The following is a 12072-nucleotide window of genomic DNA, read 5'->3' as shown; positions in this document are numbered from 1 at the left end:
CTTATCGATGAAAGTAAAAACAATTCTAATTTCTCAGCCAGAACCAAAGATGGAGAACTCTCCCTATACAGAGTTGGAGGAGAGACAAAAGGTGAAAATTGATTTTATTCCTTTTATACACGTAGAAGGGGTAACCTCAAAAGATGTTAGGCAGCAAAAGATAGATCTGAGTCAATTCACGGCTATAATTCTAACAAGTAGAAATGCAGTAGACCATTTCTTTAGAATTGCCAAAGAGATGCGCTATGAGGTACCTGACACTATGAAATATTTTTGCCAGAGTGAAGCTGTTGCCTATTATTTACAAAAATACGTAGTATACCGCAAGAGAAAGATTTACGTGGGTAAGCGTACTTTTCCTGAGCTTATACCTTTAATTAAAAAGTACAAAACCGAAAAGTTTTTACTCCCTTCTTCAGACATGCTTAAACCACTTATTCCAAAAGAACTAGATAAGATAAAAGTAAACTGGAAACGAGGTATATTTTATAAAACTGTTGTTAGCGATCTTTCTCATTTAGAAAAAGTTTTTTATGATGTATTGGTATTTTTTAGTCCGAGTGGTATTAAATCACTTTTCGAGAATTTCCCAGACTTTAAACAAAATAATACGCGTGTCGCTGTCTTTGGGAATTCAACAATTAAGGCTGCCAAAGAACATGGTTTGGAGGTAAATATCAAAGCTCCAACTCCAGAGACTCCATCAATGACAATGGCTTTAGAAAAATATATTAAAGAGCATAACAAAAAATAGTTTCAAGTTTTTATTATTATTACAAAAAAGAGGCGGTTTAAAACCGCCTCTTTTTTGTAATAATACATTTAAAGTTTATGCCTTGGGTCCGCCATTCATAATTTCTTCATTGGCGTATTCTTCAAACTTCTTAAAGTTATTTTTAAAGAATAAAGCTAATTCTTTGGCTTTAACATCATAAGCCTCTTTATCTTTCCAAGTATCTCTTGGATTAAGCACCTCATTGGGTACATTAGGGCAAGTTTTTGGCATTTGTAGACCAAATATAGGATGCTCTTGATACTCTACATCAGATAGTAAACCTTCTAAAGCAGAAGAAATCATTTCACGCGTGTATTTTAATTTCATCCTAGAACCGATTCCGTAAGGGCCACCTGTCCACCCCGTATTAATCAACCAAACATTTACATTTGCCTCTTGCATTTTATGGCTTAGCATTTCTGCATAACGCGTTGGATGTAGTGGCATAAATGGCGCTCCAAAACAAGCAGAAAAACTAGGTACAGGCTCTGTAATACCCGCTTCTGTTCCTGCCACTTTTGCAGTGTAACCACTTATAAAATGGTAAGCTGCCTGCCCTGGTGTAAGCTTACTGATAGGAGGCAATACTCCAAAAGCATCTGCAGTTAAAAAGAAAATATTTTTCGGGTTTTCACCTACCGAAGGCTCTTTAATGTTGTTAATGTGATAAATAGGGTAGCTTACTCTAGTGTTTTGAGTAATACTAGTATCATCAAAATCTACCTCTCCATCTTTTATGATTACGTTCTCAAGAATGGCTCCAGGTTTAATAGCTCCATAGATGTCTGGTTCTTTTTCTGAAGAAAGGTTTATTACTTTAGCATAGCAACCTCCCTCAAAATTAAAGATCTTGTTTTCGGCTGTCCATCCGTGCTCATCATCACCTATAAGTTTACGCTCTGGATCGGCCGACAAGGTAGTTTTACCCGTACCCGACAAGCCGAAAAATATTGCCGTATCACCTGCCTCGCCTACGTTAGCAGAACAATGCATAGGTAGGGTGTTTTTATTCACGGGTAAAATAAAGTTTAAAGCAGAAAAAATACCTTTTTTGATCTCACCTGTGTAACCAGTACCACCGATAAGCGCAATCTTCTTTTTAAAGTTTAAGATAGCAAAATTATGCTGTCTTGTACCGTCTATTTCTGGATCGGCCATAAAGTTAGGTGCGTTTACCACCGTCCATTCTGGAGAAAAATCTTTTAATTCTTCTTCGGTTGGTCTTAAAAACATATTATGCGCAAACATATTGCTCCAAGGCAACTCATTGATAACGCGAATGTTTAATTGATATGATTTATCTGCACAAGCATATGCATCTCTTACAAAAACTTCTTTACCCGATAGGTAATCTACAACCTTTGCATAAAGGGCATCAAATTTAGCTGGGTCAAAAGGTATATTTACATCTCCCCACCATACCTCATCTTGTGTTACATCATCTTTTACAATAAATCGATCTTTGGGCGATCTTCCTGTAAACTCTCCCGTATTTACGGCCAGAGCACCAGAGTTAACCGTTACACCTTGGCCTTTTTGCACAGTGATTTCGTGAAGTTCTTCAGAAGAAAGTTGATAATTGATTTTTGCGTCTTTTATACCGTAATTTTCTAGCGAAAATTCTTGCGTGGTTTTATTATTGTCCACCATAAAAAATTTTGAGTTGTGTTCTTTGAACAAAAATAACAATATTCACTAACATATAAAGAATTAGCTTTCTTTTATTTAGTTTTCATTTTAAGCACCTGAAATAAAATAAGCACCCAAGCGCTAATCAGAAGTAAGCCTCCTGTTGGCGTTAGCAGCGCAATTTTGGTAAAATCAAAGCCGGTTAAAGAGTTGGTTGCCAACCCATAAATTGACCCTGAAAATAATGTCACACCAGAGAGCAAGAGCACAAACAAAATATTTTTTGCTTTATTAGATATAAATGTTGTGCTCCCCAGAATTAACGCTAAAAAGGCATGGTAAAACTGGTAACGCACCCCTACTTGAAAGGTTTCAAGCTGTTCACTAGTCAATAATTTTTCTAAACCGTGACTAGCAAAAGCGCCTAAAATTACGCCCAATAGACCTAGTACGGCACCCAAAATCAATAATTTCTTTTGCATATTTTTAAGCCGAATTAAATTTTATTACTTTCGGAAACGAAACACAAATTTAATCAACTTAGTTTAACTTATGAGAAGTATTCTTATTATTGGTGCCGGAAAATCTACTTCGGCCCTTATACAATATTTACAAAACAAATCAGACCAAGAAAATTTAAGGTTAATAATCGCAGACTTGAACCTAGAACAAGCCCAAAAGCTGGCTGGCAACCATAAGAATTCTCAAGCCTTAAAATTAGATATTTTTAATGAGAATGATCGAAAATCCGCTATAAGCGAAGCCGACATTGTGATTTCTATGCTTCCCGCTCGCTTTCACATCGAGGTTGCTAAAGACTGTATTAGCTTAGAAAAAAATCTAGTAACTGCCTCTTATGTGAGTAAGGAGATGGAAGCTCTAAGCGAACAAGTAAAAAGCAAAGGGCTTATTTTCATGAATGAAATAGGTGTTGACCCTGGAATTGATCATATGAGCGCTATGCAGGTGATTGATCGCATTCGCCAGTCTGGCGGCAAGATGCTCTTATTCGAATCGTTTACAGGAGGCTTAGTTGCTCCCGAAAGCGATAATAATCTTTGGCATTATAAATTTACTTGGAATCCTAGAAATGTAGTGGTGGCTGGCCAAGGTGGCGCTGCTGAATTTATTCAAGAAGGCCAATACAAATACATTCCCTACCACCGCCTTTTTAGAAGAACCGAATTTCTTGAAGTGGAAGGCTATGGTAAATTCGAAGGTTTAGCCAATCGCAACTCGCTAGCTTACCAAAAGGTTTACGGACTTGAGAATATTAAAACCCTTTACCGCGGAACGCTACGCCGAGTAGGCTTTAGTAAAGCTTGGAATATGTTTGTTCAACTTGGAATGACTGATGATACCTATACTATGCAAAATTCGGAGCATATGAGCTACCGCGATTTTATAAATGCATTCTTACCATATTCTCCTACAGACTCGGTAGAATTGAAAATGCGTCATTCTTTAAAGATTGATCAAGATGATTTGATGTGGGAAAAGTTACTTGAACTTGATTTATTTAATAAAAATAAAACCATAGGTATAAAAGATGCGACGCCTGCACAAGCGCTTCAAAAAATCTTAGAAGAGAAATGGACTTTGGCTCCAGATGATAAGGACATGATTGTTATGTACCATAAATTTGGTTATGAACTAAACGGGGAGAAAAAACAAATTGACTCTACTATGGTGCATATTGGCGAAGATCAGACTTTCACCGCGATGGCTAAAACGGTTGGCTTACCGGTGGGTATTGCCACTTTAAAAATACTTAATAAAGAAATTAAAACCCCAGGTGTTTTACGCCCTATAAGTCAGGAGGTGTATGAACCCATTTTAAAAGAGCTAGAAGACTTTGGGATTGTATTTAAAGAAAAGGAAGTTCCGTATCTAGGCTACAACATTGATAATGTAGTAGGATAAAAAAAAGCCGACTTACCACCGGGTAAGTCGGCTTTTTTTATTAATTATCCTTTTAATCTCTACTCAGATAAACACTTACAAAATACAATAACGTAGCTAATGAACCTACAGCAGCTACCACATATGTTCTAGCGGCCCATTTAAGCGCATCTTTAGAATCATCATATTCTGTAGGGGTAACAATTTGTTTCTCTTCAAGCCAAGCTAGCGCACGATTACTAGCATCATATTCTACAGGAAGAGTAATAAAACTAAAGAGTGTACCCAAACCAAACATAATAATTCCGGCCAATAATACAGTTTTACCCACTCCCAATGAAACAGCAGACATTAATATAAGACCTCCCATTATCACCCATTGACTATAATTTGCAGCCACACTTACTATAGGCACCAATTGGCTTCTCATTGTTAACCAGCTATAAGCCGTCGCGTGTTGTACGGCGTGCCCGCATTCATGGGCCGCCACGGCTGCCGCAGCAGCATTTCGTTGATTATACACCGCCTCACTTAGATTAACGGTTTTGTCTTTAGGATTGTAATGATCTGTCAATTGCCCTGGGGTTGAAATTACTTTGACATCATAAATCCCATTATCCTCTAGCATTTTACGCGCTATTTCTGCTCCGCTCATACCGTTTTGCAAACGCGTTTTGCTGTATTTTTTAAATTTAGTTTTTAATTTATTACTTACATACCAGCTTACAAGCATAATTAAACCAGCAATTACATAATATCCCATCATGGTCGATTAACTTTTATTGTTTAGCACTCAACTATCAAAAATAGCACCAATTTTAATATTTAAAAATAACCTGACAGTCAATAAATATTTCTTCATGTTTTTTAACAAGTATTTATAAACAAAAATTTCCGCAAAGCTTAACACTAGTGTATCTTTAATAAAAAGTATTTTATGAAATCTTTTTTGTTTGATAAGAGCAAGGGAATTTGCCTTTTTGATTTTGAGCACACTACTGCCGAAGCCAATGCGCAAGCCATACAGAATATGCGCAATTTGTTGAATATTCACAAGATGAACATTCACGATTTAAATTTAGAGTTAAAAGACGGTATCTTGACGGTTTATGGTGAAGTAAATTGCCAAAAAACCAGAGAAATAATTATATTACTTTTAGGAAACGCCAAAGGTATTGCTTGTGTGAATGACAAAATGTCTCTTTACCAAGAATCAACTAGCGGCGAAGCTAACGCTAAGAAACCTTCACAGTTTTATGAAATAACTCCTAATGACAATTTAAAAAAAATTGCCAAACGATTTTATGGGGATGAAAGCTATATCGATAAAATAATAAATGCTAATAAGCCACTTTTGACAGCGCCCTCTGATATTTTTAGCGGTTTAGTAATTCGTATACCGAATTAAAAAAACGCGCTACTTTTAAGCAACGCGTTTTGACTTATGTGGTGATGTATTTAACCTACAATATTCACAATTTTACCTGGCACAATAATAACCTTTTTGGGGGTACGTCCTGCTAATTGTTTTTGGGTTCTCTCATCTGCCATAACGATTTGTTCAATTTCATCTTTAGAAAGCTCTAAACTTAACTCTAGGGTAAATCTCATTTTTCCATTAAAAGAAATAGGGTAATTCTTCGAACTCTCTTTCAAAAATTTTTCCTCGAAAATAGGATAATCGGCAAAGCTAATGCTTTGTTTATGACCCATTTTTTCCCAAAGTTCTTCGGCAATATGAGGGGCATAAGGAGCGATTAATATGGCAAGTGGTTCTAAAACTGCTCGAGCATTACATTTCAAGGCAGCCAATTCGTTCACACATATCATAAAAGTAGAAACTGATGTATTAAAACTGAACGCCTCTATATCTTCTCTAACTTTTTTAATAGTTTTATGTAAAATTTTTAAAGCATCATTGCTAGGTTGCTCTTCGCTTATCACAAACTCATCTCCTTTATGGTATAGCTTCCATAATTTCTTTAGGAAATTATGAACTCCAGAAAGACCCGCTGTATTCCAAGGCTTAGATTGCTCTAAAGGTCCTAAAAACATTTCATACATACGCAAAGTGTCTGCACCATATTCCTGGCATATCACATCAGGATTTACCACATTGTATTTAGACTTAGACATTTTTTCGACCTCACGCCCTACTTGATAAGTCCCATCACCTTCAGTAATAAAAGTAGCATCTTTATATTCCTCACGCCAATTTTTAAAGCCTTCTATATCTAGCTCATTTGAGTTATTCACCAAAGATACATCTACGTGTATAGCTTGTGTGTCGTAATCATCTTTCAATCCGGCACTAACAAATTTGTTTTGATTTGCTATACGGTAAACAAAAGCACTTTCTCCTAAAATCATACCTTGGTTGATCAACTTTTTAAAAGGCTCATTAACGGGTACAAATTGCCGATCATTTAAGAATTTAGTCCAAAACCTAGCATATAATAAATGACCGGTTGCGTGCTCGCTTCCACCAATATATAAATCTACATTCTCCCAGTAATTTAACGCTTCCGCGGAAGCAAAAACATTATCTCGTTCTGAGTTTTCTTCATTTTTACCAGCTTCCATATACCTAAAGAAGTACCAAGAGCTACCTGCCCATCCAGGCATGGTGTTTAACTCTAATGGGAAAATATTTTTATGGTCTATTTCTTGGTTACTCACCACTTGGTTTTTAGCGGTATCCCAGGCCCAAATATCTGCACGACCTAGCGGCGGCTCTCCACTTTCTGTTGGTAAATATTTTTCTATCTCGGGTAATACTATGGGAAGATGCTTAGGTGCAATTGTTTGAGGCAACCCGTTTTTGTAATATACAGGAAAAGGCTCGCCCCAATAACGTTGTCTACTAAAGACAGCATCACGTAAGCGATAATTTGTTCTTCCTACTCCATTTTTCTTTTGCTCCAATTTTTCAATCGCTTTTTGCATACCCGATTCGTAGGTCAATCCATTAAGAAAATCAGAGTTGGTAAGTTTAACCTGATTATTTTTTTCTGTAAAAGCTTTTTGGCTAATGTCTACACCTTCAAAAATATTTAGAATAGGTATGTCAAAATGTTTAGCAAAATCATAATCACGCTGATCGCCACAAGGAACCGCCATAACTGCCCCTGTACCATAACTAGCCAACACATAATCGCCCACCCAAACAGGAATAGGTTCTTGAGTAAAAGGGTGCAAGGCATATGCACCAGTAAATACACCAGAAATACGCTTCACATCGGCCATTCTTTCTCGCTCACTTCTCTTAGCAGCCGCTTCTACATACTGCTGCACAGCTTCTCTATGTTGGTCTGTGGTTATTTTTTGAACCAACGGATGTTCTGGGGCAAGCGTCATAAAACTAACCCCAAAAATAGTATCTGGCCGAGTAGTAAACACTTCGATAAAGTCGTCCTCATTTTGCACCTTAAATTTTACCTGAGCACCGGTTGACTTTCCTATCCAATTGCGTTGAGTTTCTTTTAAGCTCTCTGTCCAGTCTAACTTCTCTAAATCCTGCAAAAGTCTTTCGGCGTAAGCAGAAATGCGCATACTCCATTGCTTCATTTTTTTTCTCACTACGGGGTGTCCACCTCGTTCAGATACTCCATTGACAATTTCGTCATTAGCTAATACTGTACCCAGTGCAGGACACCAGTTTACTTCTGTTTCTGCCAAGAAAGCTAGGCGGTATTGCAACAAGACCGTCTCTTGTTCTTCTGTGCTATATTCTTTCCATTGTGCTGCAGTAAAACTAGGCACTTCTTCATCGCAAGCCGCATTGATTTCTTGGTTACCACTTGCTTCAAACGCTTGCACTAACTCAGTTATCGGCCTGGCTTTATTTACATCAAAACAATAATAAGACTCAAAAAGCTGTATAAAAATCCATTGAGTCCACTTGTAATACTCGGGGTCACTGGTACGCACCTCTCTACTCCAATCAAAAGAAAAACCTATTTTATCTAATTGATTTCTATAACCAGCAATTTGGTTTCCTGATTTATCTGTTCCTCCTTCAATATTAACTTTGGTAGTATCGGCAGGGTGTTGTCCTGTTAAAATAGCATATTGTTCGGCGGGAAGCCCAAAAGAATCATAACCCTGCGGATGCAATACATTAAAGCCGGTATGTCTTTTATATCGTGCAAAAATATCACTAGCGATATACCCCAAGGGGTGTCCTACATGCAAGCCTGCCCCAGAAGGATAAGGAAACATATCTAACACATAATATTTTGGTTTATTACTGTTATTACTAGCTTTAAAAGTATGGTTTTGCTCCCAGTATTTTTGCCATTTGGCTTCTATAGTATTAAAATTATAACTCATGGTAAACGCTTTCGATAAATGCCTATAATTATTATTTTGAATGGCAAAAGTACTATTAATGTACGAAAGTGAAAAGTTTGAACGTTTTAAAGAAACTAGTTTCAATTACTTTATTATTTTTACAAAAATTACAAGCCTATTCTTTATGAGTTCTTCGTTTGAAAAATACCAAAAAAGGCGTTTGATATCCTCCTACTTTTCGGTAGTTATAAGTATTGCCTTGGTATTGTTTTTATTAGGTTTATTAGGGTTGCTGGTATTAAACACCAAAAAAGTAGCCGACCATTTTAAAGAGCAAATCGCCTTAAGCATCTTTTTAAAAGATAGTGCCAAAGAAGTAGAAATTAATCAATTAGAGAAAAGCTTAGCTTTAGCTGATTACACCAAATCTACTCAATTTGTTAGCAAAGAAGATGCCGCTAAAGCGCATAGTCAAGAAATCGGTGAAGACTTTATGGATTTTTTAGGGTATAATCCCTTAAAAAACTCAATAGATGTTTACTTTAAAGCCGATTATGTTTCTGAAGCTAAGATTGCAGAAATATCGAAAGATCTTAGCAATAAAAATTTTATTGAGGAAGTGGTGTATGATAAGCCGTTAATAGCCCTGCTCAATGACAACATTAAACGCATAAGCTTTTGGATTTTAATCATTAGTGGTATTTTCACCTTTATAGCCGTATTGTTGATCAACAGCAGTATAAGACTCTCGGTGTACTCCAAGCGATTCACGATTAAAACAATGCAAATGGTTGGCGCTACCAAGGGGTTTATCCGCAGACCGTTTATTTGGAAAAGCATAAAGCTAGGAATTATTGGTTCTATTTTAGCGCTCTCGGGAATGGCTGCAGTTCTTTACTATTTAGACAAAGCTTTTCCTGAATTGCAATTACTAACCGATCATCGATTACTTATTGCTATATTTGCCGGTGTATTCATTTTAGGCTTGATTATATCTTGGATTAGCACCTTCTTTGCTACCTCGAGATTTTTAAACTTAAAAACAGACGAATTATATTATTAAGCGCTATCTATAGCTTTAAAATAAATTATGGGAGAGCAAAAGAGACGAGAAAGAGAACAGGAAAAGCCAGAGGCTTATTTCATTTTTGAGAAGAAGAATTACATTTTTATGGCTGTTGGTTTAGCCGTTATTGCCTTGGGTTATATACTGATGGCCGGAGGCGGAAGCGATAACCCAGAAGTTTTTAATCCCGATATTTACAGTTGGAGACGTATTCACCTAGCACCTAGTCTTGTGCTACTGGGTTTTGGTATTGAGGTTTACGCTATTCTTTTAAATCCAAGTAAAAAGAAATAATGGATGTTTTAGATGCGCTTGTTCTTGGCATTATTCAAGGATTAACCGAGTTCTTACCCGTATCTTCAAGTGGCCATTTAGAGCTAGGCAAAGCGATTTTGGGTGATGATAGTATACCACAAGAGAGTATGCTATTCACCGTTGTGATGCATTTTGCTACTGCGCTGAGCACCTTGGTTATATTCCGTAAAGATATTTACACTATAATTAAAGGCCTGTTAGCATTCAAATGGAACGAGGAAACCCAATTTACTTTAAAGATTATTTTATCGATGATTCCTGCAGCCATAATTGGGTTGCTCTTTGAAGAACAGTTAGAACAATTATTTGGAGGCAGTGTGTTTTTAGTAGGAGCTATGCTAATTGTAACTGCTTTGCTTCTATGGTTGGCCGATAAAGCAAAAAGCACTTTAAAGCCCGTTAGCTACTCCAATGCATTTGTTATTGGAATAGCTCAAGCTATTGCTATGCTTCCTGGAATTTCTCGTAGTGGCGCTACTATATCTACTTCTGTTTTATTGGGGAATGACAAAACCAAGGCGGCTCGATTTTCTTTTTTAATGGTAGTCCCATTAATATTGGGGAAAATTGCTAAAGATATACTCAGCGGCGATTTAAGCCATACTGGCAACAGTACGGCATTATTTGTTGGTTTTATAAGTGCCTTTATTGCTGGCCTCTTCGCTTGTACTTGGATGATCGCACTGGTACGAAAAAGCAAACTTTCTTATTTTGCTATATATTGCTTAGTGGTGGGAATCATAGCCTTAGCGGTAAGTTATTAATTAAAATATTATTTTTTTGAGTTTTTTTAGTCTAGAAGATTTTAAGAAAGGCCAAGTTTTATTGTTCGATAAACCCTTGGAGTGGACCTCTTTTCAGTTGGTTAATAAGGTACGCTGGTTAATCAAGAAAAATTATGGCATAAAAAAAATTAAAGTAGGTCACGCAGGGACCCTAGATCCATTAGCTACTGGCTTGTTGATTATTTGTACGGGAAAATTCACCAAAACCATTCATGAAATTCAAGGCTTACCCAAGGAATATACAGGGACTATTCGTTTTGGGGCAACTACCCCCTCTTACGATTTAGAAACGGATATCGACAAAACTTATCCGATTAATGATTTGCAACCGGAAATTATAAAAGCAAAAGCGGCCTGCTTTGAAGGAGATATCATTCAAAAACCCCCTGTTTTCTCGGCCTTAAAGAAAGATGGCAAAAGACTGTATGAATATGCACGCAAAGGCCAAGAAATAAAAATAGAAGGTCGCCCCGTTCGCATAGACGAATTTTCTATTGGTAAAATAAATTTACCCGATGTAGAGTTTAAAGTCAAATGCAGCAAAGGAACTTATATAAGAAGCTTAGCTCATGATTTAGGTCAAGCGGTTAACAATGGTGCTCACCTTACCGAGTTAAGACGTACAAAAATAGGCGATTTCAACATTAAAAACGCCTATACTTTAGAAACTTTTATTACTAAATTACCAAAAGATTTAAGCTAGAAGCAGACTTAATTCTTTCATAACGGTTTTACCTTTGTCTTTGTTGTACCAACGCTGGAGTTCCTCTTTTACGGTGGCATCTACTTGCCCGTGCGCAGCTTTATAATCGGTTATTAATTTTTTAGCTGGCGCCGGACGCTCTCCCCAAACCCCTAAAACCTCGAGCGATTTTTGATCGACCATCACTAATTTAGGAATAGATCTCGCGCCATTGGTCAAGAAATGATCTATAAAAAAGCTATTGTCATCGCGAAGAACAATTTTTAATTCAATATTCTCATTTAACTCAGCCAACTTATTTATAGCTGGCAAACTATGGGCTACATCACCGCACCAACCTTCGGCTACTACTATCCAAAACACTTTTTTTTGAAAGGCTGCAACTTTATCGGCTAAAGCCTCATCAACCTTTAGGGTTTTATCCCATCGCTTTATCCTTTTTAAATTGAGCTGAGTATAATTTAGTAAATCTTCAGATTGTGTATGCCCCGTTACACGGCCTTCTTCAAAACTATCAACCACCAATTCTTTAAAATCAGTATAAGTCATTGCGTTTTCTAAGGCTTTGGACACTTCGGTTTGTAATTCTTTTACCTTCATTTTT

12 protein-coding genes are annotated in these 12072 nt (G+C 36.8%); 7 read left to right on the top strand and 5 right to left on the bottom strand.

Translation table 11 applies throughout. The features are described from left to right. Positions 1-7: 7 nt before the first annotated feature. Complete coding sequence (locus ACFSQ0_RS10580; protein ID WP_379047998.1) at positions 8-754, top strand: uroporphyrinogen-III synthase; 747 nt, start codon at positions 8-10, stop codon at positions 752-754. Between the two features lie 75 nt (positions 755-829). On the opposite strand, the gene pckA is transcribed toward ACFSQ0_RS10580, so the two are convergent. Both pckA and ACFSQ0_RS10570 read right to left on the bottom strand, forming a co-directional pair. After that, on the bottom strand, positions 830-2425 hold the full coding sequence (gene pckA, locus ACFSQ0_RS10575; RefSeq protein WP_379047995.1) for a phosphoenolpyruvate carboxykinase (ATP): 1596 nt from the start codon (positions 2423-2425) through the stop codon (positions 830-832). Positions 2426-2496: 71 nt separating this feature from the next. Beyond that, a complete protein-coding gene (locus ACFSQ0_RS10570; RefSeq protein WP_379047992.1) occupies positions 2497-2886 on the bottom strand; it encodes a DUF423 domain-containing protein in 390 nt (129 codons plus the stop codon). A gap of 70 nt (positions 2887-2956) precedes the next feature. Between ACFSQ0_RS10570 and ACFSQ0_RS10565 the strand changes: the two genes are divergently transcribed. Continuing rightward, positions 2957-4327, top strand: coding sequence for a saccharopine dehydrogenase family protein (locus ACFSQ0_RS10565; protein ID WP_379047989.1), 1371 nt, complete (start codon positions 2957-2959; stop codon positions 4325-4327). Between the two features lie 52 nt (positions 4328-4379). Here ACFSQ0_RS10565 and ACFSQ0_RS10560 read toward each other — a convergent pair whose 3' ends face one another. After that, positions 4380-5072 (bottom strand): zinc metallopeptidase, encoded by a 693-nt coding sequence (locus ACFSQ0_RS10560; protein ID WP_379047986.1) that lies wholly within the window; start codon positions 5070-5072, stop codon positions 4380-4382. Between the two features lie 171 nt (positions 5073-5243). On the opposite strand from ACFSQ0_RS10560, the gene ACFSQ0_RS10555 reads away from it, so the two are divergent. Next, the gene (locus ACFSQ0_RS10555; RefSeq protein WP_379047983.1) at positions 5244-5714 is read left to right on the top strand and encodes a LysM peptidoglycan-binding domain-containing protein; all 471 of its coding nucleotides are present in this window, start codon (positions 5244-5246) and stop codon (positions 5712-5714) included. Between the two features lie 50 nt (positions 5715-5764). Here the strand turns inward: ACFSQ0_RS10555 and leuS are convergent, their stop codons facing one another. Next, positions 5765-8638 (bottom strand): leucine--tRNA ligase, encoded by a 2874-nt coding sequence (gene leuS / locus ACFSQ0_RS10550; protein ID WP_379047980.1) that lies wholly within the window; start codon positions 8636-8638, stop codon positions 5765-5767. Positions 8639-8783: 145 nt separating this feature from the next. On the opposite strand from leuS, the gene ACFSQ0_RS10545 reads away from it, so the two are divergent. From ACFSQ0_RS10545 to truB, 4 genes are read left to right on the top strand one after another with little or no spacing between them, the layout of a single operon-like run. Further along, entirely contained in the window at positions 8784-9662 is an 879-nt protein-coding gene (locus ACFSQ0_RS10545) for a cell division protein FtsX (RefSeq protein WP_379048829.1), read from the top strand. 27 nt (positions 9663-9689) lie between these two features. Next, positions 9690-9959 (top strand): DUF3098 domain-containing protein, encoded by a 270-nt coding sequence (locus ACFSQ0_RS10540; RefSeq protein ID WP_379047977.1) that lies wholly within the window; start codon positions 9690-9692, stop codon positions 9957-9959. Then, positions 9959-10744 carry an undecaprenyl-diphosphate phosphatase gene (locus tag ACFSQ0_RS10535; protein WP_379047974.1) on the top strand — a complete coding sequence of 262 codons (786 nt, stop codon included), beginning with the start codon at positions 9959-9961 and terminating at the stop codon, positions 10742-10744. The genes ACFSQ0_RS10540 and ACFSQ0_RS10535 overlap by 1 nt, the downstream gene beginning before the upstream one ends. A 10-nt stretch (positions 10745-10754) precedes the next feature. Next, a complete protein-coding gene (gene truB, locus ACFSQ0_RS10530) occupies positions 10755-11468 on the top strand; it encodes a tRNA pseudouridine(55) synthase TruB (RefSeq protein ID WP_379048827.1) in 714 nt (237 codons plus the stop codon). On the opposite strand, the gene ACFSQ0_RS10525 is transcribed toward truB, so the two are convergent. Beyond that, positions 11460-12068 (bottom strand): thioredoxin family protein, encoded by a 609-nt coding sequence (locus ACFSQ0_RS10525; protein ID WP_379047971.1) that lies wholly within the window; start codon positions 12066-12068, stop codon positions 11460-11462. The genes truB and ACFSQ0_RS10525 overlap by 9 nt on opposite strands. Positions 12069-12072 lie beyond the last annotated feature (4 nt).

The organism is Mesonia sediminis (assembly GCF_042684705.1).
In the GTDB taxonomy this organism is placed as follows: Bacteria; Bacteroidota; Bacteroidia; order Flavobacteriales; family Flavobacteriaceae; genus Mesonia; species Mesonia sediminis.
This window is presented reverse-complemented; position numbering and strand designations above follow the sequence as displayed.

What these genes read in the sequence shown, in the direction of transcription:
- ACFSQ0_RS10580 (WP_379047998.1), top strand. Translation starts at nt 8, where the DNA reads ATGAAAGTAAAAACAATTCTAATTTCTCAGCCAGAACCAAAGATGGAG.
- pckA (WP_379047995.1), bottom strand. Translation starts at nt 2,425, where the DNA reads ATGGTGGACAATAATAAAACCACGCAAGAATTTTCGCTAGAAAATTAC.
- ACFSQ0_RS10570 (WP_379047992.1), bottom strand. Translation starts at nt 2,886, where the DNA reads ATGCAAAAGAAATTATTGATTTTGGGTGCCGTACTAGGTCTATTGGGC.
- ACFSQ0_RS10565 (WP_379047989.1), top strand. Translation starts at nt 2,957, where the DNA reads ATGAGAAGTATTCTTATTATTGGTGCCGGAAAATCTACTTCGGCCCTT.
- ACFSQ0_RS10560 (WP_379047986.1), bottom strand. Translation starts at nt 5,072, where the DNA reads ATGATGGGATATTATGTAATTGCTGGTTTAATTATGCTTGTAAGCTGG.
- ACFSQ0_RS10555 (WP_379047983.1), top strand. Translation starts at nt 5,244, where the DNA reads ATGAAATCTTTTTTGTTTGATAAGAGCAAGGGAATTTGCCTTTTTGAT.
- leuS (WP_379047980.1), bottom strand. Translation starts at nt 8,638, where the DNA reads ATGAGTTATAATTTTAATACTATAGAAGCCAAATGGCAAAAATACTGG.
- ACFSQ0_RS10545 (WP_379048829.1), top strand. Translation starts at nt 8,784, where the DNA reads ATGAGTTCTTCGTTTGAAAAATACCAAAAAAGGCGTTTGATATCCTCC.
- ACFSQ0_RS10540 (WP_379047977.1), top strand. Translation starts at nt 9,690, where the DNA reads ATGGGAGAGCAAAAGAGACGAGAAAGAGAACAGGAAAAGCCAGAGGCT.
- ACFSQ0_RS10535 (WP_379047974.1), top strand. Translation starts at nt 9,959, where the DNA reads ATGGATGTTTTAGATGCGCTTGTTCTTGGCATTATTCAAGGATTAACC.
- ACFSQ0_RS10525 (WP_379047971.1), bottom strand. Translation starts at nt 12,068, where the DNA reads ATGAAGGTAAAAGAATTACAAACCGAAGTGTCCAAAGCCTTAGAAAAC.